This is a genomic window from Staphylococcus sp. HMSC14D10 (assembly GCF_001808125.1).
GTDB lineage: Bacteria > Bacillota > Bacilli > Staphylococcales > Staphylococcaceae > Staphylococcus > Staphylococcus haemolyticus.
On sequence record NZ_KV792263.1, the window covers coordinates 1 to 23176 of the forward strand.

Genomic DNA, 23176 nt, shown 5'->3' on the forward strand with positions numbered 1-23176 from the left:
GGACTCATCAGTCCGATTTGACGTAGAGCCCAAAAAAGAGCAAGACACTGATTCAACATTTGAATTTAGTCCTACTCATTTATTAGTTTATATTATTATTGTCCATGATAAATTTTAAATTTTAACGGTTTAATACCATGTGATGCCCATTCATTATAAATACGATTTTTATCAATGCGATTATCAATAATGGCGATTCCGCAATCACCACCGCCAGCACCTGATGTCTTGGCAGCAGCACCATAACATTCTCCAATATCACATAACATTTTTAAATTTTCAGTTTCAATGTCGACTGTCGCTTCATTATCCATTTGTTGAATAATCATACGATTTTGTCGAATCATTTTCTGAACACCTTTAATATTATTTGTTTTAAACGCATAGATAAGATTTTCAACACATGTATGAGATTGATCAAGGAATCTTCCATAAAAAGAAGGATCTGATTTTAAGCGCTTCACTTCACTGACTAAATGAGGTGATGAAGCAGGCGAACCTGTCCAACCGATTAAGACTTCCATATTCTCTGGGGCCTGTAAAGGTTCAATATGAAGACCCGGCCAATTTTTTTCTAATACTTCATTAACTGATGTTTCTTCCATCTGTTGTTTGACCCAATCGTGATCGAAAGTCCTATAAGCTAGCCAGCCACTGTATACACTTACAGCTATATCACCACATGAGCTTAAACTTTGTAATCGCATATTAGAAATGACTGCAAGTTTATAAATATATAGGTTAGATAATTGCATATCGTAAAACTCATTTAATGCTTTGACGACTGACACTAAAACTGCCGCACTAGAACCAAGCCCATATTTATTACCTGAAGCATCATCTAAATTACTATCGATTTCTAAATGAAAATGCTTCAATTTGACGTTGCAACTTCTCGCATATTGTTCGAAAACTTCAATTGCAGTTACAACATACTTTAATTGACTAGCAGCATTAGCATCGGAGATATCAATTTTATCTTCATTGCGATTAAACGTTACAGGTTCATAATGTAATGTCTTGGAATGAATCGTACTTGTTACTGCATTAGAAGCTTCAATTGAAGCTGTAACAAATCGATCGACCGCAATTAAGACAGACTTATATCCTGGCTCAGTCACTGCATATTCACCTGCTACATAAAGCTTTCCTGGTGCTTTCACCTGAATCATTATATCTCTTCCTTACTTAATTATTTCGACTCCTGATTGGGTAATGTCACTTGTGATGATTTGTGATTGATCAAATTCTTGTAAGAATTTATCTACGATAGCTTGTTGATTTTTCTTTTCAATCAATACTTTAACGTTAGGACCCGCGTCCATTGTAAAGTAGCAAGGTAACCCCGCTTCTCTACATTCATGAACGATGCGCATAGCATCATAACTTTCTGGTACTAAATATGTAAATGGAGGTTGTGCTCCCAAATTAGTTGCATGCATGCGTAAACCATTAGCTTCAATAACTTCACCCATACGCTTGAAATCTTTTTGAGCAATGGCTTCTTTAATCTCTTTCAAATCTGGTTCAACGTTATCTAACCAATATTGATAAAAACGTGATGTATCACGTGTAAGTGACATGCCTGAACGACTGGATACCTTTTTAGATTTGTTATTAATAACAACAAAAACCATAGCCAATTCATTTTCCCAGCCATCCGCTTCAACACGGTGTGCAAAGGAAGTTTCATCGTCATTTCCTTTTTCCCATTCAGCAAATCCACCATAAATACTGCGAGATGCTGAACCAGACCCACGACGCGCTAATCGTGAAAGATCTTTATCAGACAAACCTAATTGTAGAGCTTCATTACACGCACCGGCTAATGCAGCATATGCACTTGCTGACGAAGCTAAACCTGCAGCTGTTGGAACAAAATTCTCACTTTCAATAAGCGCATGTTCTGAAATCCCAGCTTCTTTACGAATCATTTCCATATAACGTTGAATCTTAGCGCTTTCCTTAGCATTTACAGCTTCCCCGTTAAGAATTAACTGATCTTCTGTTAATGTTTCATCAAATGTTACACGTGTTTCAGTGTAAAAACGGTCTAGTGTAACTGACAAACTATTATTCATTGGTATGATTAATGCCTCATCGGCTTTACCCCAATATTTAATCAGTGCAATATTCGTATGTGCGCGTGCTTTACCATTCTTTTTCAATGGTTTATCCTCCTAACTTCTCAATCCATGTATGTTGTGCACCAGCTTTTTCAACTGCAGCGACAATATTCTTAGCTGTTTGCAATTCTTTAGCTAAGATAAGCATACTACCACCACGGCCGCCACCTGTTAATTTGCCAGCGACTGAACCATTCTCTTCTCCTAAGCGAAGAAACATTTCTATTTTGTCGTGACTCACCGTCAATGTTCTTAAGTCATCTTGACATTGATTAAAGATTGTAGCTAATTGATCAAAACTATGATGCTCAATCGCTTCACTAGCTGAATACACTAAAGAACCAATATGTTTAACAACTTGCATATAATTCTTATCATTATCACACAATTGATGCACATCTTCGACTGCTTGTTTAGTAGAACCTTTAACACCTGTATCGATAACTACCATATAACCATCTAAATCTAAGGTCTTTAATATTTCAACTTCGCCCTTTTGATACCAAACAGGTTGATTCGTAACGATAGTCTTAGTATCTATACCACTTGGTTTACCATGAGCTATACGTTCTGCCCAGTCTGCATTTTCTAATAATTCTTTATCAGTTAGTGGTAAACCTAAATAATCATAGCTTGCTCTTATGAAAGCGACAGCAACGGCTGCACTTGATCCTAAACCTCTAGATGGTGGTAAATTTGCTTGAATTTTTATTAATAATGGCTCTTCTACCTTTTTATTCTCTACGAAATGGCCAATTAAAGATTTCAAATGTTCTGGCGCATCATAAAGTGGTCCATCATAGACATCACTTTGTATCGCTGAGTAATTACCTTTTTCTAAACTTTCGATTAAGACTTTTACTTTTCCTGAAGTAAACGGAATCGCAATTGCAGGTTCACCAAATGTTACCGCATGCTCCCCGATTAATATTATTTTGCCGTTAGACTCCCCATAGCCACGTTGTACCATGATATCTCACCTTTAATATTCTTTCTGAAAAATTATTTTCGAGGTCAGTGGATATACTTATCATGCATATATCCTAAATCTTTCAACTCTATAAATGCCTATGTCAATTTGTATTTAAATTACTGACCTTTTATCGTAGCGTGTACGCAAATTAACTTTATAATTGCATGTCATAGTCTATCCACATTTTTGTAACCTTCTTCGACTTGAATAAAAGATAGACTCAGTTAATTTAACTTTAAAACTTAAAAATATTTATACCCTAAAATTAAAATCTCTAACATACTGTCATGTTAGTCTTTTAATTAAGATGGCCTTCGTTCTTGATTAATCTCCACCATCAATATATTAAAATGATACACAATCTACATCGTTTTTATATTAATCCACCTAAACTATATTACTATAAAAAGTAATAGGAATATAGCAATTTATAATAAATTTGATATATAATTCCACCTAAAATTACATTATTCCAAATGAAAAGGGAGTAGAACAGAAATAATATTTTCTCAGAATTTATTTCGTTGTATCCCCAGCTTGCTTAGCCTGTAGAATTTCTTTAGGAAATTATCTTTGCTGGGGCCCCGAACCCCAACTTGCTTATCTTGTAGTATTTCTTTAGGAAATTCTCTTTGTTAGCGCCCCGCTTACGAGGCAAGGATGACTAGGTTTGAAAAAACGCTTGACGCAAGCGCATTTTCAAACCAGTCAGCTACTGACAACATGATAAAGTAGGCTGAGACATTTTTTTTTGTCCCCAGCCTATTTAACTGTATCAAATTTTCAATTTTAAAAGTTGTTTCACGCTTAATCAGCTTCTATTGAACGATTCATCTTCTCATTACGATCTATCATCTTGTCGAAGTAACCTTCATAACGTGTCCATTCATCTTCAGTGATTGGATCCATATTCAGATTACCACCTAAATCTTTAATAGCGTGTAATAATTGGAACATCACATCTTGGACTTTAATCTCTCGCCCAAACAACGTTTCCAGTGATGCCATACATTCAGGTTGTATATCCGGATATTTAAATTTAGTCACTTCGCCTTTAAGTGCATGTTCATAGAAGACACGCATCATTTCCGCGCGTTCTGAACCTGATCCTTCAACACAAAGATATATTTGCACTGCAATACCACCACGTACACGACGTTGTGAAATGCCGGCAAACTTTTTACCATCAATGCTTAAATCAAATTTTCCTGGGCAATATGAGTGCTCAATCTCTCGTGTATCAATCTCTACATCTTCATTTTCAAACATTTTGCAAATCAATAAATACATTACTGTAAATGCTTCATCAATTGTCGTTTCCGTTTGACCTTTGAAAATAAGTGAGATATTTAATACTCCTTGATCTAACACGACACCAAGACCACCCGAATTCCTCACAATTGCGTTATAACCTATTTCATCAGTTAAATATCGAATACCATCTTTAAGGAATGGTAAGCGCGAATCATGAATACCGAGAATAACGGTATGTTGGTGAATCCATGTTCTGACCACATTGCATGATAAATCTTTACCTACGCTTTCTGAAAACGTATCGTCAAAAGCAAATGATTGCATTGGCGCTAAACCAGACGAATGGTCTACATAGCGCCAATCGATATCATTAAAGTATTTACTCGCTAAGTCCATTATTGTAATGTTTGAGCAGCTGTAATGATTGATAATTTATAAACGTCTTCAGTTGAGCAACCGCGTGATAAGTCGTTAACAGGTGAGTTTAAACCTTGTAATACAGGACCAACTGCGTCAAAACCACCTAAACGTTGAGCAATTTTGTATCCAATATTACCTGCTTCTAAACTTGGGAATACAAAGACATTTGCATTACCTTGAATTTTAGCGCCTGGCGCTTTTTTCTCAGCTACTGAAGGTACAATAGCAGCATCAAATTGGAATTCACCATCAATTACAACGTCTGTTAAGCCTTCAGATTCTACTTTTTCTTGAGCTAATTTAACTGCATTTGCTACTTTATCAACATCGTCAGATTTAGCTGAACCTTTAGTTGAGAAGCTTAACATAGCAACACGTGGGTCCATGCCGAAGCTTTTAGCTGATTTCGCACTTTCAACTGCGATTTCTGCTAAATCAGATGATTCTAATGTTGGGTTAATTGCACAGTCACCGAATACATATTGTTGATCATCTTTAATCATAAAGAAGATACCAGAAGTTTTAGATACGCCTGGTTTCGTTTTAATGATTTGTAATGCAGGGCGAACAGTATCTCCAGTTGAATGTGCTGCACCACTTACTAACCCGTCAGCATGACCAGCGTAAACTAACATCGTACCGAAATAGTTAACGTTATTTAATAATTCATCAGCTTGTTCTTCAGTTGCTTTACCTTTACGGCGTTCAACGAATGATTTAACTAATTCTGGTTTTAATTCGCTTGTAGATGGATTAATGATTTCGATGTCTGAAACATCTAATCCTTTATCTTTAGCTAATAAGTTAATTTTGTCATAGTCACCTAAAACTACAGGTGTTACATAGTCAGTTGCTTGTAATTGTGTAGCAGCTGTTAACACACGCTCATCTTCACCCTCAGGTAATACGATTTTGACATTTTTTCCTGAAAGTTTTTCTTGTAATACATCTAATAAACTAGACATAATGCCCTCCTAAATAATTTCATAATAATATTTTGCACTCTAATTATACTGTATTTATAGTGATATTTCCATTTCACTAATTTGTAATCATTTAAGTATGTTTACTAATTCTCTTTATGATAAAATTTAATCTGTAATAAATAATAATAATCAATTTTGAAGGAGCGATCCACATGAGTGAAGCAGCTGAAACTTTAGATGGTTGGTACAGTCTTCATTTATTTTATGCTGTAGATTGGACAACATTTAGACTAGTACCTGAGGATGAACGTGAAGCTATGATCAATGAATTCAAGACATTCATTAACGATAAAGCTAGTGCTAGAGAACAACAAGCTGGCGACTATGCGCTATATAATATTACAGGTCAAAAAGCTGACATTCTATTATGGTACTTACGTCCAGAAATGAAAGAACTTAATGAAATTGAAAATGAACTCAATAAACTTCGTATTGCTGATTTCTTTATTCAAACATACTCATACGTATCAGTGATTGAATTAGGTAATTACTTAGCAGGTAAGTCTGATGAAGATCCATATCAAAACCCACATGTTAGAGTGAGACTATATCCTGAATTACCTAGAACAGAGTATATTTGTTTCTATCCAATGGATAAACGTCGTAATGAGACTTATAACTGGTATATGTTACCAATGGAAGAACGTAAGAAATTAATGTATAACCATGGTATGATTGGTCGACAATATGCAGGTAAGATCAAACAATTCATCACAGGGTCAGTTGGTTTTGATGACTTTGAATGGGGCGTAACTTTATTCTCTGATGATGTACTACAATTCAAGAAAATTGTATACGAAATGCGTTTTGATGAGACAACTGCTAGATATGGAGAATTTGGTGGTTTCTATATTGGTCACATCTTAAAAACAGATGATTTCGAACACTTTTTTGCTATCTAAACTTGTTATTATATAAATCTATTTTGTGATATTCATAACTTGTTCCCTTCTAAGCTTGCTTGAACATGGCTTTGAAGGGAACTTTTTATTTATAGAAATAAATTGATAATGGAACTCTAATGTATCTCTAACAAAGATGACGTGCCAAACTTTATAAATGCCCACAATATCTTATTTTGATAATAGTTTAATAGACGAATATTTAGGGAATAGCTATTAATCGCCACATTTAAATAGGTTTTAAAACAACGATAACCTGAGGCACTTACTATGCCTCAGGCTATTATAGTGTAGTATATGTTTTGGGAGAACTTAATTACTACTCTGAACATTAACAACTATGAAAATATTGTCGCTACTCAATATTATTCATAAATTGCTAACTAATTATTATTTAACCAAATTGTAATATTTTGAAACATTATAGAATGAGTTTGTATATATTTTTTATTTTAAATGTATTGCAACATTATACTATAACGATTAATGTACACTCTTTTTAATTTTTTAACATTTAATTGTTATATTTTCTTCATTTTAAAGCGCGAATTTTCTAGGCATTTGTTATAAACAAACATACTTAATGTGTGAGATTCTTTTTATAAGAGTGAATCAGAGCTTAGAAACTTTTAATATAAGCGTGCTTACTTCAATTAGCTACTTTAATTTTGTATCATAAACCTAAAAGGCTTTTATATCTTAGACTCATTGACTATAATTATGAGTACATCTTAACGAATGGTGATGAAATGGATAATACACAAATACACGAAAATGCAGATGAAAAATTAATTAAAGACGTTGTCATGATGGCTGGACGCATATTATTGGAGTCCGGTGCTGAAGGTACACGTGTTGAAGATACAATGACACGTATTGCACGTAAATTAGGCTATCCTGAGAGTAATAGCTTTGTTACCAATACTGTTATTCAATTTACATTACATAATGAATCTTATCCTCGAATTTTTAGAATTAATTCACGTGATACGAATCTCATTAAAATTTCTCAAACCAATGAAATCTCACGCTTAATCACAAAAGGTGCAATTACGCTAGAAGAAGCTAAATTAAAACTTGAGAATATATATGTCGCTAAACGTGATAGTAGTTTACTATTCAAGGGAATTGCTGCTGCCATTATTGCCATTAGTTTCCTATATTTACAGGATGGCAAACTTGTCGATGTTATCACCGCATTGTTAGCGGGTGGCTTAGGTTATCTTGTAGTTGAAATACTAGATAGACGTTTACATGCGCAATTTATTCCAGAATTTTTAGGGTCACTCGTTATAGGAATTATTTCAGTACTTGGTCATTATTTATTACCCACAGGTGATCTTGCAACAATTATTATTGCCTCTGTAATGCCTATTGTTCCTGGAGTACTTATAACAAATGCCATTCAAGATCTATTTGGTGGACACATGCTTATGTTTACAACGAAGTCCTTAGAAGCACTCGTCACTGCTTTTGGTATTGGCGCTGGCGTTGGTTCAGTTTTAATCTTAGTTTAGGAGTGGGAATGAATGTTTTGGATATTAAACTTAATTTTTAGTTATACCGCTTCACTTTTTTTCTGTGTGATCTTCGATGCGCCTAGGAAACTCTATCTCTCTTGTGGATTTGTAGGAGCATGTGGTTGGATGGTTTACATTCTTTTTTATCAAGGTTTAAACACACATACGATCTACTCAAGCTTCTTCGGAAGTTTAGCGTTAGGTTTAATTAGTCACTATATGGCTCGTACAAAGAGGGAACCAGCAATTATCTTCATGGTACCTGGAATTATTCCTCTTGTACCTGGTGGTCTAGCGTTCGATGCTACTAAGAATTTAGTACTATTAGACTTCAGTAAAGCGATTAATACAATGCTTGAAGTAACACTCATTGCTGGCGCCATTGCGCTCGGCTTATTATTTGCAGACCAAATTTCTAAAATTATATTATCTGGTTTTGCAAGAACACGAAAAAGAATATAACATCATTTATACTATTGTTGATAATAGAAAAGCGCGTGGCTCCCTAGAGCCCGCGCTTTTTAAAGTTAAACTATTTATAAGTATCATCTACCATATCTTCAACTTCTTTTTCAGAACGATTTAAAATTAATCGACTTAATTCATCATTATCCATTCGCTTCAATTTAGGATAACGGATAACGAAGAAAATCAGTCCAATTACTAACCATCCACCTAAAGCAATATATGACGGCATTGAGAGCGATGCTGGTGATCCAGGCACTAACAATAACAGAAGGAAAATAAATGATACAATCGAACCAAAAATGGCAAATGTCTTATAAACAGGTCCGTACGTATTACTTTCTTTATTAAAACTGAACAACTTAGCTGCAGATAAACATGTAATAAAATAAGCAATTGATACGCCAGTTGACGACATATCAACAATCCATGTTAATGCAGTACGACCTAACCAAGGTGCAATTAATGTAACAGCTACTAAAAAGATAATCGCTACATATGGTGTCTTATATTTAGAATGTAATTTACTAAAAGCAGTTGGCATAATGCCTGAACGCCCCATTGAGAATAACAATCGACTTGCACTCATTAAAAATCCATTTAAACCTGTAAATATCCCCATAATAATTGCTATGGCTAATACACCTAAACCAATATAACCAAATGCTGACTGTGTTTCAGCACCTGTTACCCATAAGTTACCATTTAAACTTGCATTATTAGTACTTAACCAACCTGTGTATAAAATCATTACGACATACGTCAGTGACGCTGCCAACAAACTATACACTATCAATTTAAATGTCTTATTAGGTGAAAAGTTAAATTCTTCTGCAGTTTGAGGAATGCTGTCAAAGCCAACATACGCCCAAGGCGCTACTGCCACAATCATAATTATAGATGTGAACCAACCTGATTTAGGATTAGCTAATGGTTGTAAATTCTCAAATGCAAAATTATTTCCAAAGAACGAACCGAAAAACATAAGCAACACAACAATAACCATAGCTACGCAAAAGTAATATTGCAATGAACCTGATACACTTGCACCACGGATTGCTACTAGCATAAAGACAAGTAATAACACAGTGGCAATAATGATTTCAGTTATGTAAACGTCCCATCCTGCAATCGTGTATAACTTCCCATTATTCAACAAATCCGGAAGTAGAAATTTTACTAATAAACTAAATGCCGTTGCATTAAGTGCAACAACACATACATACCCAAATGTTAAAAACCATGATGAGAAGAAACTAACGTATCTACCAAAACTTAAATAACTAAATGCAAAGGCGCCACCTGAAACTGGAAATTTTTCTACCAAGGCCCCATAACTTACTGCAATGAGTATCATTAATAATGCACCAATTACGATACCTATAGATGCAGCAATTGGACCAGATTGCTTAATCCAATCTCCAGGTAAAATAAAAGCACCCCAACCTATACATGAGCCATAAGCAATAGCCCAGACAAACTTTTCAGAGAGGTTCTGTTTCAAATCGCCTCTATCTATATCCTGATTTTGATTATTTTTACTCATAAAATAAACTCACCTCAAGTATGCTATATACCCAAAAGGTGAGTTGTTTAATCTATATTATTGACACAATATAAGTGCTTTGCAGTTTTATATAAAACTAATAAATTTGATAAATTATGTTAAATTTTATCCTACAAATTTAAATGTAGAGATAATAAGCATTAACCAACCCGCGATAAATAATACACCACCAATTGGTGTAATCGCTCCTAAGATACGGATTTGTGTTAAAGCTAATATATATAACGAACCACTAAAGAACACCACACCAAGGAAGAGGAGCCAACCTGCCCAATTCACATTAATAGATGTTGTACCACTAATAACACCAATAATGATTAATCCTAATCCATGGTACATTTGATAATTCACTGCTTTTTCCCAAACTGACATATATTTGTCCGATAATTTACCTTCAAGACCATGTGCACCAAATGCCCCAGTACCAACTGACATCATTGTACATAGCGCACCTAGTATTATAAATAATTTCATCATATACATTCATTCTCCTCATTCAGTTTAAAAATCAAATATTGATTCTCCATTACCAATTTCATCATCCGTTACCATTGTATTAGATGGCAAACTATTATTCTGTGACGATTTCATTGAATCTGGAACTTTTCTACCCATCGCCTCAATTTCTGCAGCAGTCACTTTGGATTTACCTTGTGACGATGAAGTGTTTAAACTTTGATTTACTTTTGAAAATGACGTAGTCACAGTATTTGTAAAATCCTGACCTTGTGATTTTGATGACGCTGGCTTACTTTCGTTGTTAGCATATATTGACGTTAATGTATGAATCGCATACATATGTTTCTCGAATTGTTGCTCGTTAGTAGCCTCATCAGCTTGCACTAACTCATGTTCAATTAGTTGAATCACTTGCGCTCTATTCATTTAAGCCTCCCCATTCTCGCACCAATTGATAGGTGATTTACCTTTGGATTCTAAATAACCATTAGTTTTAGAATATGGTTTAGAACCAAAGAAGCCACGATAAGCCGATAACGGACTTGGATGTGGCGATTTAATAATATAGTGTTTTGATGTATCAATTAATTTAATTTTCTGTTGTGCAGGCTTACCCCATAATATGAATACAACATCATCACGATGTTTCGAAATAGCTTGGATCACTTCATCTGTAAATATTTCCCATCCAATGTCCTTATGGGAATGTGCTTCACCTTTACGTACAGTTAATACAGTATTTAATAACAGAACACCTTCACGTGCCCAGTCCTGTAGATGTGGAGAAGTTCTATGACAGCCGATATCATCTTCTAATTCTTGATACATATTTCTTAAAGATGGTGGGAATTTAGCATTGGGTTGAACTGAAAATGCTAACCCATGTGCTTGGTTAGGTCCATGATATGGATCTTGACCCAAAATAACAACTTTAATATCTTCAAATGGTGTTAAATCAAAAGCTTGATAAATGTTTTCTCTATCTGGATAGACGATTTGTGTCGTATATTCTTTTTCTAAAAAATCATGCATTGCTTTAAAATCATGTTTTGTTGTAATGTCATGAAAAATGTCTGACCATTCCATCGTTTTCACCTCACTTCTATTTTAACATATGACCCCTTTGGAACGTGATATAAATCGCCTTACTATCTTCATGCTAGAACAATAGTTGAGTTACATGATATGATAAATAAAGATGTAAATAATTGACAGGAGTGATAATACATGGCATTAAAAAAAGTATTAACAATTGCCGGCTCTGATACAAGCGCTGGCGCAGGTATGCAAGCCGACCTTAAAACATTTCAAGAACTAAACACTTACGGTATGGTGGCTTTAACAGCTGTTGTAACAATGGACAAAGAAACTTGGTCTCACGATGTGACACCACTTCCAATGGATGTATTCGAAAAACAATTAGAAACAGTCATTTCAATTGGTCCAGATGCTGTTAAAACAGGTATGCTTGGAACTGAAGAAATCATTAAACGTGCTGGCGAAGCATTTGAACAATCAGGTGCAAAATATTTCGTAGTAGATCCAGTTATGGTATGTAAAGGGGAAGACGAAGTACTTAACCCAGGAAATACAGATGCAATGATTAAATATTTATTACCTAAAGCAACGGTCGTAACACCTAATTTATTTGAAGCTGGTCAATTATCTGGATTAGGTAAATTAACGTCAATTGAAGATATGAAAAAAGCTGCAAAAATCATTTATGATCAAGGTGCTCAACATATTATTATTAAAGGTGGTAAAGCATTAGATCAAGATAAATCTTATGACTTATATTATGATGGTCAAACATATTATCAATTAACAACTGATATGTTCCAACAAAGTTATAACCACGGTGCAGGTTGTACATTTGCAGCAGCTACAACAGCTTACTTGGCAAATGGTAAATCACCTAAAGAAGCTGTTATTAGCGCTAAAGCATTTGTGGCATCAGCAATTAAAAATGGTTGGAAAATGAATGACTTTGTAGGCCCAGTTGATCACGGCGCATACAACCGCGTAGAACACATCGACGTCGACGTCAAAGAAGTTTAAAGAAGTACTGCATTTTTGAAAAAAATGCTAGTACTTCTTATGCAAAAGACACTAGTCTTTTGTAATCCTTAATTAGATTTCATTGTCCTTCCCCGACGCCCCAACTCGCGTTCATCGTTGACTTTCTTTTTGAAAGTCTCTTTGTCGGGGCCCTAGCATTAGAGTTGAAAGAAGCTCATCAGCGCACTTTCAATTCAATCAGCTACTGTCTGTACTGCATTTTTGAAAAAAATGCTAGTACTTCTTATGCAAAAGACACTAGTCTTTTGTAATCCTTAATTAGACGTCATTGTCCTTCCCCGACACCCCAACTCGCGTTGATCGTTGACTTTCTTTTTGAAAGTCTCTTTGTCGGGGCCCCAGCATTAGAGTTGAAAGAAACTCATCAGCATACTTTCAATTCAATCAGCTACTGTCTGTACTGCATTTTTAAAGAAATATAAGCACTTCTAAAGCTTTTAATCTTGTGTATGATAGTTTGGTCACACTAGGATTAAAAGCTTTTCTTATATCTTCATTATCTTCTAGGTATTTAGTCGTAGTATGCTCTACACAGTCCGTTGCAGTAAAAGTTAGTACCATAGACTCATGTTTTTTATAATCAAATCCATTACTATATTAAGTGTAGAGAGACAAAGGAGGAATTAACAACATGATTATCTACAAGCAAAATATAGAAAACGGTATCCCAATATACGAAATCATTACAAAGACCTTCAAGACGATTACGGTAAAATTCGATGAAACGTTTAGTAAAAATGACATCTATAAATTTCTCTCTCTACTAGAAAGTGACGTTGATAACATGAATTAAGTTATTCATCACATTTCAAAAATTAAAAAGTGTTTTTCGTAATTGAATACGAAAACAAACGAATATTTCAAAATCTTTTTTAAAGTTAAGATGCCCCTAATACTCAAAACTTTAAAAAGTCATTAATTATTCAAAAGCTCACCCTAATAAAATAGCGTTAATGTTAGCCAAGAATGTCCCCTTTTGGAAACTTAGAGAGAAACTTTAAGTTATACTAACATTAATGCTATATCTTTATAATATTGTTTCTTTTTTAACACCTATGATGGGTTATCAACGATTAAATAAATAATTATAAATCAGTATGATTACTTTTTTTAGTAATAACTATTTTTTCTTCACCATTTAAACCAAAGACGTTTATTTCATTATGACTCACTTTTTTGAAGGTCACTTCTTCATCTATATCTATAGTCCTTTTATACTTAACATTAAATTGTGTCCACTCTATTTGAAAATACGCTAATACACAATCCACTACCAGTTGACCAGGAACAATGGTTGAATGAAGCTCATTTTTATCATTAACAAGTCGAAGGTAATGACTTACTTTATCATGACTAAACTTCATCATTTACCTCCTTTTTTATAAACGTTTGTCTAATAAATATACATTGTCTATTATCTTTATATATTTTTAACTCGTAGATATATTGGATATATGTTTTAAACTTTTTCGTACTTTTATGTGTTAAGTACGCCTCGTATTTTAGCCTACATTTTAATGGTTCAAATTCTTCACATGTTGTTCGCACAAGAAGAATATGTTCTTGTTCAAACTTTTGAAACAACTTAAATTTTGGCCAGACGTTTGCACACATGAGTAAAGGCACCACGCCTTTATACGTTCTTTCAACTACTTCGCAATACGCTCTTACTTCTTGTTCACTAAAATATATTTCTATTTTCTCACAAGCCCCATCGTTCGAAGAGTATCGCATTCCCCATTCCTCCTCCAATCCCCATCGTAGCAACTCCCCGCTTCCAATGTGTCATATTTAATAACCTAGTGATTAATGCTACGCCACTTGCGCTATAAGGATGACCAGACGCAATGGCTCCCCCCCACTGATTGACTTGATTAATATTTAATTTTAACTCTTGAATTGAAGCTAAAACTTGTGAACTAAATGCCTCATTAAGTTCTATTGCATCAATGTCACTTATTTTTAAATTTTGTTTTTTTAGTAATTTTGTTACAGCAGGTACTGGTCCAATACCTAGTCGTTTCGGATTGACACCTATTGTCACTGCATCTGTAAACATCATTCCCTCTGATATTCCGTATTGTAATGCCGTTTCTTGATTCATAACGAGTGCAAGCGCAGCGCCGTCATTTTTCATACAACTATTTCCAACCGTTACTGTTCCGTTAGCTAGTAAAGGACGTAATCGATTTAATCGTTGTTCAGTAAGTGTTGGCTTAATACTTTCATCTTTATCAAATAAATGACCTTTGATGTTTAAAGATACAATTTCATTACTTATACTTCCATTCTTATAATATTGATGTGTGAGATGATGACTACGTATCGCAAAGGCATCTTGTTGTTTACGCGTAATATGATAATATTGCGCAACATTTTCAGCTGCCTCTATCATACTTGGATCTTGACCTTTTGGTGCAAAAGAGGCACGCTCATAAAATTCTGGTAATTGTGTATCATACACTGATTGAGGGCGTTTAATCTTCCAAGGAGCACGACTCGTGCTTTCTACTCCTCCAGCTATATAAATATGACCTGCACCAGCTTGAACCATTCGACATGCATATATAATACTTTCTAACCCTGACCCACATTGACGGTCCATTGTAACACCTGGAATACTCTCAGCTAGACCTGCTTCTAATAAGGCTTTACGAGCAATATTTCCACCATTACCTACGATATTTCCAATCACTACATCATCTATATCAGGTATTATTTTAGGAAAAATTGAATTCATTTCTTCAAATAAGGGCATGAGTAATGTTTCAGGTTCTAAATGTTTCAATTTCCCACCGTATTTGCCAAAAGGTGTACGTTTCGCCCATATAATGACCGGTTGGTTCATCATTTAAAGTCTCCTTTTACATAGGCAGTACGCATTTTATTTCGAGCAACTTTGCCACTTTGGGTATATTGCATACTGTCTACTTTTATCAATTTGGAAGGTACATCATATCGTGATAGAACTTTCATAATATGTTGTCTCACAGTTTGGTACTCAAGTTCTATCGATCCTGTATATAGTAAAACCGCTATTTCCCCAAAACGTGGATGCGGTTCTCCTATAACAATTGCTTCTTCTACTCCATCAATATTTTTTATCATTTGTTCAATAACTTGAGGATAAACATTTTTACCTCCAATAATTAATCGTTCATTTTGACGACTCACTAAATATAATTGATTATCTTTAATATAAGCGTAATCGCCTGTTTTAATCCATGTTTCAGGTAATACGACAGATTGATTTACATATCCAGAGAATATCATATTACTTTTTACATTTAATAACCCTATATGATTCTTGTCTTTTTCCTCTAAACCAATCGTTACATTTTGAAATATGTATCCCACTGAATCAACAGAAGCTTTACGGTTAATGTTATAACTAATAAAACTTGCTTCTGACGTTCCAAAAAATTCAATAATATTAGCATGCTGAAATGTTTCGGCTATACGCTTAAACAACGAAGAAGAGAGTTTCGCCCCACTACTTAAAATAGTCGTTAAATGTAGGTGATCGTGATTTATTTTTGTTATTGCATGTAGCATTGTTGGAACAAGAAATAATGCACTATTTGTTGTTTGTTGTTTCATTTTGCTAACGAGCTTAGTCGCATTAAAACGGGTTTGTCCAATAAATGTTCTCCCTGTATATAACGCATAAATACAAGTGTATAAAGACAATGAATGTGCAAGTGGTCCCGGTGCTACAAGTATGTTTTCTTTATGACGAAGTAGCTTTTCATTTTCTTTGTATGACGCAAGCCAAGATGGTTCATTTCGATAATATGCTTTAGGTAACCCTGTTGTCCCAGATGTAAAACCAATATGTAATAGTTGATGGACTTGTGACTGCTCATTTAAATATGTTGGATATGTTTCAGAAGACGTTGTCTTTATCAGTCTATGCTGTTCATCAACAAGATAGTCAATATGATACGTTTCAATCAGTTGATGAATTGTTACTTCAGACCATTGATCATCTAAAAAACATGGAATACTTCCTTGCTCTAATATTGCAAAATAATTCAACATATTATGTAAAGGACTTTTGCTTAACAATCCTACTCGGGACCCTTTTGGTAAATGCATGAAGACTGATTTTAATTGCTGTATTTCTGTATAAAGTTGTTGATATGTCAATACATCTTCTTCGAACGATAGTGCAATCATATCTGGTTGTTCTATTGAATAGTGATTTAATTTATTTAGTATTTCTAACATATAACCCTCTCCAAATGTTAACTGGATTAATTATTATATTAACATTATATGAAAAATAACACATAAAAAATCACTCAAATATATTCATCTGAACGATAATATATTTGAGTGATGGTTTTTATTCTAAATTAGCATGATTATCTTGCATTGCTTCTTCATTAATATTAAAGGCATCCATTAATCCAATCACGACACTATCTAAAAAGATAAGTGAAGATTGTTCAAATAGACTACCTAACGGCTGTTCAGAGCCTTCTGCTTCATGTTTCGTTCCTGCAGGTAAAGTAATCACTGTATCAGCGACATCGCCAATTTTAGATTCTTTTTTAGTTGTTATTAAAGCAATTTTAGCACCAACTGAATGTGCCTTTTCAGCTAATAATCTTAGGTGCTCTGTTGATCCAGAACCGGAAATAATAATTAATAAATCATGCTCTTTAATAGATGGCGTTGTTGCTTCACCTATTGCAGATGCATCTTTTCCTAGTTGATTCAAACGCATTGCAAAGCTATTAGCAACATATCCAGAGCGACCTTTACCAGCTGTAAAGATACGAGATGCGCCAACCACTTCATTTGCAAAACGTCCATAATCATTATCCTCTAGATGTGATAACGTGTTATCTATTTCTTCAAGAATTAAATGATAATTGTTAAAAGTTGGCATTTTATTTACCTTCAATCGCTTCACGACATTGTTTAGCTGCTTCTACAGGATCATCTGCATTAGCAATACCGCCACCAACAATAACTAAATCAGGTTCTTCTGCTACAATTTCTTTAATTGTTTCAGGTTTAATACCACCAGCTACGGCTACTTTAGAATTTTTAATGACTGATTTAACTGTACGTAAGCTTTCTAATGGAGATTGTCCTTCAGCTTGTAAATCATAACCAGTATGAACAGCGATATAATCAGCGCCCATTTCATCTAATTCTTTCGCACGTTTTTCTAAATCTTGTACAGCAATCATATCAACTAACAATTGTTTACCATGTTTGTGTGCTTCTTCAACCGCACCTTTAATTGAAGCATCTTCTGCAACACCTAAGATAGTCACAACATCTGCACCAAATTTAATAGCTTGGCTTACTTCATAGTCTGCTGCATCCATAATTTTTAAATCAGCTAACACTTTCGCATTATTGATATTTTCATTTAAATGTTGAACAGCTGGTAATCCTTCATTAATAACGATAGGTGTACCAATTTCTACGATATCCACATATTCTTCAACTTTTTTAGCTAATTTTGCTGCTTCTTCTTTATTTAATAAATCGATTGCTAATTGTAATTCCATTACAAACATCCTTTCATATCATAGTCATAGTCGTAGTAGTATAAATACCCATGTTAAATATTTTTAAACCTTTAAATCACTTCAAATTATTTTCTTTCATTTATAAATAAATTGAGCATAGGTGTACAATTCGGTAGTTCTTTTTAGTAAAATAGATAGATACACACATTGTATGGTTGTAAGGAGTGAACGTGTTGGAACCCATTAAAGCTGAAGAAGTACAACGATTATTAACTACATTTGAAAACAAACCTGTCTATTTGCATGTTGAAACGACGAATGGTGCATATGCTAATCATTTTGATCAACGTGTGTTTAATGCAGGTACGTTTTTACGAAATATACAAGTCACATATGAACATGCGCAACTAAAGGGCGGAGATAAAGACCCATTTCGTGTTGGGTTGAAACTTCGTGATGGAGGTTGGGTATATGTTCAAGGCCTGACTCACTATGAAATCAATGATAATAATGAATTTTTAATAGCTGGATTTAATTACGAAGGACAGTTGGCTGCAACGATTGAAATCAGTGAACAGCCATTCACAGTATAGAGGAGGAAGATTCATGAAAGATGAAAGACATGTACTAATGATATTTCCACATCCCGATGATGAAACCTTCTCATCTGCTGGGACGATCGCAAGTTATATTGAAAATGGGGTGCCTGTCACTTATGCCTGTCTCACATTAGGACAAATGGGACGTAATTTAGGCAATCCCCCTTTTGCGACAAGAGAGTCACTACCTTATATTCGCGAAAAAGAATTAGAAGCTGCTATGAAAGTGATTGGTATTACTGATTTACGTAAAATGGGTTTAAGAGATAAAACAGTAGAATTTGAGCCACATGAGCAAATGGATGATATGGTAAAAACATTGATTGAGGAGACAAATCCATCAGTGATTATTTCATTTTATCCAAAATTTGCTGTACATCCAGACCATGAAGCAACAGCTGAAGCTGTCGTAAGAACAGTAGGACGTATGCCTAAAGAAAAGCGTCCAAGACTTCAACTCGTGGCATTCAGTAATGATGCACCGGATATTTTAGGTGAACCTGATATATTAAATGACATTAGTCAATATAAAGAGATTAAATTAAAAGCGTTTGAAGCTCATAAATCTCAAACAGGTCCTTTCTTAAAACAATTAGCTAGCCCTGAAGTTGGCGGAGAAACACAAAGTTTTCTAGAAGTCGAACCTTATTGGACGTATCATTTCGACAATTAAAATCATTAGAGGAGGTACAATAAACGAATGACTGAATTTGATTTATCTACTCGAGAAGGTCGCTGGAAACATTTTGGTTCAGTAGACCCTATCAAAGGTACAAAACCTACAACTAAAAATGAAATGACTGACTTACAAAGTACACATAAAAACTTCTTGTTTGAAATTGAAGAAGTGGGTATTAAAAATTTAGTATATCCTGTTAAAATTGATCAATTTCAAACAGCAGGTACATTTAGTTTCTCAACAAGTTTAAATAAAGATGAAAAAGGTATTAACATGAGTCGTATCTTAGAAAGTGTTGAGAAACATTATAATAATGGTTTAGAACTGGATTTCGATACACTATATCAAGTATTACGTACATTACAAGACAATATGAAACAGAATGCTGCGGGAGTAGATGTTTCAGGTAAATGGTTCTTTGATCGTTATAGTCCTGTAACTCATATCAAAGCAGTGGGTCATGCTGATGTTACTTACGGTTTAGCAATTCATAAAGATCAAGTAACGCGTAAAGAACTTACCCTCACAGCTACTGTAACAACACTTTGTCCTTGCTCTAAAGAAATTAGCGAATACTCTGCTCATAATCAACGGGGTGTTGTAACAGTAAAAGTGTATTTAGATAAGAATTCTGAAATGATAGATGATTACAAAGAAAAGATTTTAGATGCAATGGAAGCAAATGCAAGCTCTATTCTTTATCCAATTTTAAAACGTCCTGATGAAAAACGCGTAACAGAACGTGCATATGAAAATCCACGTTTCGTTGAAGATTTAATTCGTTTAATTGCCGCAGATTTAGTAGATTTTGACTGGATTGATGGCTTTGACATTGAATGTCGAAACGAAGAATCCATTCACCAACACGATGCTTTCGCAAGACTAAAATATAGAAAATAAACATATTAAAAAGCAGTTGTCTCTAATTATTTTAAAGACAACTGCTTTTTAATATGTTTATATTTTTATTTGGATTTTTAGATTACTATTAAGTTTATTTGACGTAACTCACCTTAATACTATTTCCTTGTTCTCTTTTCACTAGGTTTAACGAAACTCATCGCTGCAATAATGATCAGCGATACAACTATTGTTAAGAAAATACATGCATTCTTAATCATCATTAATATCATGATATCTTCAATATTATTATGTGTACATGGAGTAATTAAGAAACAAATCCTGGTACAAGCCCATGAATGAAGTAGCTATACATAAAGTGTCTTTTTTTACAGATTCATTCTGAGATATAATATCTAAAGTAGATTACGAAATAGACACTAATCTATGATACTATATTCAAATATCATAATAAATAAATTTCAAGGTGATATTCATCTTGTAAATATTAGACATTCGAGTAAAAATTGAACATTTTACATGTTGTAAACTAATCTTTTATCAAAAGTACATTACTTTTAAAATTATTAATTTTTATAAGAGGTATTATTTAAAGATTTTCTTTGTATAATTTCAGATTAAGCTATATTTTACCACGATTAATTAAGATTTTTTAAATTTCAAAAATTTTACACAATTAAAATGTTATTACTTTTAATTAGTGTGTTATAATTATGTAAAATTATTTAATTGATATGAGGTAATGTATGTACTATTTTGTAGGGTATAATTTAGGTGGAAGTATTACTGGTATTGAGAAAGCTATGATCAATAGACTCAAAATCTTTAAAGAAAGTGGCAAAAAAGCTAGATGTATTTTCTTAGCTTGGAATAGATTTTTGACTAAACAAGCTGAAAGTTTTATTGAAAAAAAAGAATATTTAAACATGTACGACTATTTTCAAGATTCCAAAAATCTTACTAAAGTAGAACACTTTGATTACATTTCTTATTGGGAAAATGATTGTAATTATGAGCTAAGATATGTTCCAAATTCTAGAGATATAAGAATTTACGATTCAAGCAATTTTATTATGTATGTTCGTTTCTTAGACCCTAACTATAAAACTTTAGATTATATTAATTATTTTGATATGAATGGCAAAAAAATCAAGCGTGAGTTTTATGATGTGAGAGGCTTTTTAAGTTGTACACGTATATTGACGACTAATCAAACTGTCCTTGCCGAACAATATCATAACTTAACTGGTCAAATTGTTATCGAAAAATATTTTAATATCGAAAATAATGAGATTCAAAGAATTATTTTAAATTATAAGAATCGAACTCACTTTTTCAAAAATGAAACAGGATTACGTTCTTTTTTCATTAACTCAATTTATCAATACGGAGATGTCTTTTTCAGCGATAAAAATATTTATACTGCCCCAGCGTTTAATCATTCTGATCCAAATATTCCAGTTGTAGCTATATTACATAGTACTCATGTGAAGAATATTGATCAGGTAGATACTTCAAATTATAAGAATGTTTACAAAGCGCTTTTTAGCAATTTATCGCGTTATAAAGCTATCATTGTTTCTACAGATTCTCAAAAACAAGATGTTTCAACTCGTATTGACAATCAAATACCAGTCATAAATATTCCAGTTGGTTTTTCAGAAAATCACCATATCAACGCTCATAATGATAGAAAAGTTTCGCCAAAAAAATTAATTTCAGTTGCAAGATATTCTCCTGAAAAACAACTTCATCATCAAATTGAGTTGATAAATAACTTAAAACATGAGTTTCCTGAATTACAACTTCATTTATATGGTTTTGGTAAAGAAAAAGATAAGCTATTAAATTTAATTAAAAAATACAACTTAGAAGATAAGATCTTTTTAAGAGGATTTCTACCTAATTTATCTAAAGAATATAGCGATGCTTATTTAGGTATTATAACTAGCAATATGGAAGGATTTTCTTTAGCATTATTAGAGTGTCAATCATATGGAGTTCCTATGATTAGTTATGATATTAAATATGGTCCCAATGAATTAGTAAAAGATGGTTTAAATGGATATTTAATACCTAAAAACGATAAAGAAGAACTAACCAATAAAGTTAAATATTTACTTGAACACCCTAAACTTCAACAAGAATTTTCAAAACAAAGTATCGCACTTTCTCAAAATTATTCTAAAAATAATATAATTGAAAAATGGGATAACGCTTTAAGATTAATCAATAATTAAAATAATAAAGAGTCTAGAACATAAAGTTTCTGGATAAATAAAAAAAGGACAATTTCTATATTATTTCAATAGAAATTGCCTTTTTTTTACTTTTTTGATTATTTTCAGCTCGCTGAGCTGTTTCTTTTCTTACATTAAGTGCCATTAGAACAAATCCTAGTTCTCTTTTGGTTTTATTTATCCTTCGAACGGAAATTCGAGTGAAACACAAAATAGCCTTCATAAATACAAAAACAAGCTCCACATCAATTTTTCTTTAACTGTAGATGTTTTTTGGCTCTAAAAGATTTTTACTAATTTGAGCTTTAAAATATTCCCAATTATAATTCTTCATTATTTTTTTACTTGTTTTTGAATTGAATTTCATGCATTGATGTTTCACAGAACAATCTAAACAATCATCACATTCATATAATTTAAAATCTCGTTTAAAACCATATTGTCGTGGCGATAGGCATATCTTTTAAGTCCTAGACTTTTATTGTTCTGACAAATGAATTCATTGTTAATTTCGTCATAATTCCAATTTTGAGTATTAAAGATGTCACTTTTAT

At 33.3% G+C, this 23176-nt stretch carries 24 protein-coding genes and 1 pseudogene; 9 read left to right on the plus strand and 16 right to left on the minus strand.

Annotation, left to right across the window (positions count from 1 at the left end; translation table 11 throughout):
- Window positions 1–95: 95 nt before the first annotated feature.
- The 5 genes from HMPREF3134_RS08635 to pta all read right to left on the minus strand — a co-directional run bounded on the left by HMPREF3134_RS08635 (window position 96) and on the right by pta (window position 5738).
- Entirely contained in the window at window positions 96–1172 is a 1077-nt protein-coding gene (locus HMPREF3134_RS08635) for a phosphomevalonate kinase (protein WP_070442242.1), read from the minus strand.
- A 12-nt stretch (window positions 1173–1184) separates the two neighbouring features.
- Window positions 1185–2168: a diphosphomevalonate decarboxylase gene (mvaD, locus tag HMPREF3134_RS08640; RefSeq protein WP_011276656.1), complete on the minus strand. Its 984-nt coding sequence runs from the start codon at window positions 2166–2168 to the stop codon at window positions 1185–1187.
- A 4-nt stretch (window positions 2169–2172) separates the two neighbouring features.
- Entirely contained in the window at window positions 2173–3096 is a 924-nt protein-coding gene (mvk, locus tag HMPREF3134_RS08645) for a mevalonate kinase (RefSeq protein WP_011276657.1), read from the minus strand.
- 810 nt (window positions 3097–3906) lie between these two features.
- Window positions 3907–4749 (minus strand): lipoate--protein ligase family protein, encoded by an 843-nt coding sequence (locus HMPREF3134_RS08650; RefSeq protein WP_016930863.1) that lies wholly within the window; start codon window positions 4747–4749, stop codon window positions 3907–3909.
- Entirely contained in the window at window positions 4749–5738 is a 990-nt protein-coding gene (gene pta, locus HMPREF3134_RS08655; RefSeq protein WP_011276659.1) for a phosphate acetyltransferase, read from the minus strand. Before pta ends, HMPREF3134_RS08650 begins: the two co-directional genes overlap by 1 nt.
- Window positions 5739–5911: 173 nt before the next feature.
- Between pta and hemQ the strand changes: the two genes are divergently transcribed.
- The 3 genes from hemQ (at window position 5912) to HMPREF3134_RS08670 (ending at window position 8643) form a co-directional block, all read left to right on the plus strand.
- On the plus strand, window positions 5912–6661 hold the full coding sequence (hemQ, locus tag HMPREF3134_RS08660; RefSeq protein ID WP_016930862.1) for a hydrogen peroxide-dependent heme synthase: 750 nt from the start codon (window positions 5912–5914) through the stop codon (window positions 6659–6661).
- Between the two features lie 749 nt (window positions 6662–7410).
- Window positions 7411–8178 carry a threonine/serine exporter family protein gene (locus HMPREF3134_RS08665; RefSeq protein WP_011276661.1) on the plus strand — a complete coding sequence of 256 codons (768 nt, stop codon included), beginning with the start codon at window positions 7411–7413 and terminating at the stop codon, window positions 8176–8178.
- A gap of 12 nt (window positions 8179–8190) precedes the next feature.
- Window positions 8191–8643 (plus strand): threonine/serine exporter family protein, encoded by a 453-nt coding sequence (locus tag HMPREF3134_RS08670; RefSeq protein WP_011276662.1) that lies wholly within the window; start codon window positions 8191–8193, stop codon window positions 8641–8643.
- 70 nt (window positions 8644–8713) lie between these two features.
- On the opposite strand, the gene HMPREF3134_RS08675 is transcribed toward HMPREF3134_RS08670, so the two are convergent.
- The 4 genes from HMPREF3134_RS08675 to HMPREF3134_RS08690 all read right to left on the minus strand — a co-directional run bounded on the left by HMPREF3134_RS08675 (window position 8714) and on the right by HMPREF3134_RS08690 (window position 11758).
- Window positions 8714–10192, minus strand: a complete 1479-nt coding sequence (locus tag HMPREF3134_RS08675; protein ID WP_033079583.1) for an APC family permease — start codon at window positions 10190–10192, stop codon at window positions 8714–8716.
- Window positions 10193–10318: 126 nt separating this feature from the next.
- Window positions 10319–10687 (minus strand): DUF423 domain-containing protein, encoded by a 369-nt coding sequence (locus HMPREF3134_RS08680; protein WP_161632370.1) that lies wholly within the window; start codon window positions 10685–10687, stop codon window positions 10319–10321.
- A 27-nt stretch (window positions 10688–10714) separates the two neighbouring features.
- Window positions 10715–11098 carry a DUF5327 family protein gene (locus tag HMPREF3134_RS08685; RefSeq protein WP_033079581.1) on the minus strand — a complete coding sequence of 128 codons (384 nt, stop codon included), beginning with the start codon at window positions 11096–11098 and terminating at the stop codon, window positions 10715–10717.
- Complete coding sequence (locus HMPREF3134_RS08690) at window positions 11099–11758, minus strand: uracil-DNA glycosylase (protein WP_046464824.1); 660 nt, start codon at window positions 11756–11758, stop codon at window positions 11099–11101.
- 141 nt (window positions 11759–11899) lie between these two features.
- Here HMPREF3134_RS08690 and thiD point away from each other — a divergent pair, with 141 nt between their 5' ends.
- The gene (thiD, locus tag HMPREF3134_RS08695) at window positions 11900–12730 is read left to right on the plus strand and encodes a bifunctional hydroxymethylpyrimidine kinase/phosphomethylpyrimidine kinase (RefSeq protein WP_002455702.1); all 831 of its coding nucleotides are present in this window, start codon (window positions 11900–11902) and stop codon (window positions 12728–12730) included.
- Between the two features lie 652 nt (window positions 12731–13382).
- A complete protein-coding gene (gene vraX, locus HMPREF3134_RS12245; RefSeq protein WP_016931404.1) occupies window positions 13383–13544 on the plus strand; it encodes a C1q-binding complement inhibitor VraX in 162 nt (53 codons plus the stop codon).
- 292 nt (window positions 13545–13836) lie between these two features.
- Here the strand turns inward: vraX and HMPREF3134_RS08700 are convergent, their stop codons facing one another.
- The 6 genes from HMPREF3134_RS08700 to hxlA all read right to left on the minus strand — a co-directional run bounded on the left by HMPREF3134_RS08700 (window position 13837) and on the right by hxlA (window position 18282).
- Entirely contained in the window at window positions 13837–14115 is a 279-nt protein-coding gene (locus HMPREF3134_RS08700; RefSeq protein ID WP_002488040.1) for a hypothetical protein, read from the minus strand.
- Entirely contained in the window at window positions 14105–14485 is a 381-nt protein-coding gene (locus HMPREF3134_RS08705; RefSeq protein WP_016931405.1) for a hypothetical protein, read from the minus strand. Before HMPREF3134_RS08705 ends, HMPREF3134_RS08700 begins: the two co-directional genes overlap by 11 nt.
- On the minus strand, window positions 14454–15599 hold the full coding sequence (locus tag HMPREF3134_RS08710) for a thiolase family protein (protein WP_029376697.1): 1146 nt from the start codon (window positions 15597–15599) through the stop codon (window positions 14454–14456). The genes HMPREF3134_RS08705 and HMPREF3134_RS08710 overlap by 32 nt, the downstream gene beginning before the upstream one ends.
- Complete coding sequence (locus HMPREF3134_RS08715; RefSeq protein ID WP_048668189.1) at window positions 15599–16981, minus strand: AMP-binding protein; 1383 nt, start codon at window positions 16979–16981, stop codon at window positions 15599–15601. The genes HMPREF3134_RS08710 and HMPREF3134_RS08715 overlap by 1 nt, the downstream gene beginning before the upstream one ends.
- Window positions 16982–17099: 118 nt before the next feature.
- A complete protein-coding gene (gene hxlB, locus HMPREF3134_RS08720) occupies window positions 17100–17648 on the minus strand; it encodes a 6-phospho-3-hexuloisomerase (RefSeq protein WP_016931408.1) in 549 nt (182 codons plus the stop codon).
- Window position 17649: 1 nt separating this feature from the next.
- Window positions 17650–18282 (minus strand): 3-hexulose-6-phosphate synthase, encoded by a 633-nt coding sequence (gene hxlA, locus HMPREF3134_RS08725; protein ID WP_002455709.1) that lies wholly within the window; start codon window positions 18280–18282, stop codon window positions 17650–17652.
- Between the two features lie 191 nt (window positions 18283–18473).
- On the opposite strand from hxlA, the gene HMPREF3134_RS08730 reads away from it, so the two are divergent.
- From HMPREF3134_RS08730 to HMPREF3134_RS08745, 4 genes are all read left to right on the plus strand, one after another.
- Window positions 18474–18836: a YojF family protein gene (locus HMPREF3134_RS08730; protein ID WP_002488035.1), complete on the plus strand. Its 363-nt coding sequence runs from the start codon at window positions 18474–18476 to the stop codon at window positions 18834–18836.
- A 13-nt stretch (window positions 18837–18849) separates the two neighbouring features.
- Window positions 18850–19515, plus strand: a complete 666-nt coding sequence (gene bshB2, locus HMPREF3134_RS08735; RefSeq protein WP_016931409.1) for a bacillithiol biosynthesis deacetylase BshB2 — start codon at window positions 18850–18852, stop codon at window positions 19513–19515.
- Between the two features lie 27 nt (window positions 19516–19542).
- Entirely contained in the window at window positions 19543–20421 is an 879-nt protein-coding gene (gene folE2 / locus HMPREF3134_RS08740) for a GTP cyclohydrolase FolE2 (protein ID WP_002448890.1), read from the plus strand.
- 707 nt (window positions 20422–21128) lie between these two features.
- Window positions 21129–22622, plus strand: a complete 1494-nt coding sequence (locus tag HMPREF3134_RS08745) for a serine-aspartate repeat adhesin O-glycosyltransferase SdgB (protein ID WP_016931416.1) — start codon at window positions 21129–21131, stop codon at window positions 22620–22622.
- Between the two features lie 55 nt (window positions 22623–22677).
- Here HMPREF3134_RS08745 and HMPREF3134_RS12550 read toward each other — a convergent pair.
- Window positions 22678–23176 (minus strand): annotated as a pseudogene (locus tag HMPREF3134_RS12550) (transposase); the annotation flags it as partial.

Excerpts from the sequence above, each read along its gene's own strand:
- hemQ (WP_016930862.1), top strand. The coding sequence starts at position 5,912 with ATGAGTGAAGCAGCTGAAACTTTAGATGGTTGGTACAGTCTTCATTTA.
- HMPREF3134_RS08635 (WP_070442242.1), bottom strand. The coding sequence starts at position 1,172 with ATGATTCAGGTGAAAGCACCAGGAAAGCTTTATGTAGCAGGTGAATAT.
- HMPREF3134_RS08665 (WP_011276661.1), top strand. The coding sequence starts at position 7,411 with ATGGATAATACACAAATACACGAAAATGCAGATGAAAAATTAATTAAA.
- folE2 (WP_002448890.1), top strand. The coding sequence starts at position 19,543 with ATGACTGAATTTGATTTATCTACTCGAGAAGGTCGCTGGAAACATTTT.
- HMPREF3134_RS08690 (WP_046464824.1), bottom strand. The coding sequence starts at position 11,758 with ATGGAATGGTCAGACATTTTTCATGACATTACAACAAAACATGATTTT.
- HMPREF3134_RS08715 (WP_048668189.1), bottom strand. The coding sequence starts at position 16,981 with ATGTTAGAAATACTAAATAAATTAAATCACTATTCAATAGAACAACCA.
- vraX (WP_016931404.1), top strand. The coding sequence starts at position 13,383 with ATGATTATCTACAAGCAAAATATAGAAAACGGTATCCCAATATACGAA.
- HMPREF3134_RS08670 (WP_011276662.1), top strand. The coding sequence starts at position 8,191 with ATGTTTTGGATATTAAACTTAATTTTTAGTTATACCGCTTCACTTTTT.
- hxlA (WP_002455709.1), bottom strand. The coding sequence starts at position 18,282 with ATGGAATTACAATTAGCAATCGATTTATTAAATAAAGAAGAAGCAGCA.
- mvk (WP_011276657.1), bottom strand. The coding sequence starts at position 3,096 with ATGGTACAACGTGGCTATGGGGAGTCTAACGGCAAAATAATATTAATC.
- bshB2 (WP_016931409.1), top strand. The coding sequence starts at position 18,850 with ATGAAAGATGAAAGACATGTACTAATGATATTTCCACATCCCGATGAT.
- HMPREF3134_RS08685 (WP_033079581.1), bottom strand. The coding sequence starts at position 11,098 with ATGAATAGAGCGCAAGTGATTCAACTAATTGAACATGAGTTAGTGCAA.
- HMPREF3134_RS08745 (WP_016931416.1), top strand. The coding sequence starts at position 21,129 with ATGTACTATTTTGTAGGGTATAATTTAGGTGGAAGTATTACTGGTATT.
- HMPREF3134_RS08650 (WP_016930863.1), bottom strand. The coding sequence starts at position 4,749 with ATGGACTTAGCGAGTAAATACTTTAATGATATCGATTGGCGCTATGTA.
- HMPREF3134_RS08710 (WP_029376697.1), bottom strand. The coding sequence starts at position 15,599 with ATGAACCAACCGGTCATTATATGGGCGAAACGTACACCTTTTGGCAAA.
- HMPREF3134_RS08675 (WP_033079583.1), bottom strand. The coding sequence starts at position 10,192 with ATGAGTAAAAATAATCAAAATCAGGATATAGATAGAGGCGATTTGAAA.
- HMPREF3134_RS08705 (WP_016931405.1), bottom strand. The coding sequence starts at position 14,485 with ATGCGATACTCTTCGAACGATGGGGCTTGTGAGAAAATAGAAATATAT.
- thiD (WP_002455702.1), top strand. The coding sequence starts at position 11,900 with ATGGCATTAAAAAAAGTATTAACAATTGCCGGCTCTGATACAAGCGCT.
- HMPREF3134_RS08680 (WP_161632370.1), bottom strand. The coding sequence starts at position 10,687 with ATGAAATTATTTATAATACTAGGTGCGCTATGTACAATGATGTCAGTT.
- pta (WP_011276659.1), bottom strand. The coding sequence starts at position 5,738 with ATGTCTAGTTTATTAGATGTATTACAAGAAAAACTTTCAGGAAAAAAT.
- HMPREF3134_RS08700 (WP_002488040.1), bottom strand. The coding sequence starts at position 14,115 with ATGAAGTTTAGTCATGATAAAGTAAGTCATTACCTTCGACTTGTTAAT.
- hxlB (WP_016931408.1), bottom strand. The coding sequence starts at position 17,648 with ATGCCAACTTTTAACAATTATCATTTAATTCTTGAAGAAATAGATAAC.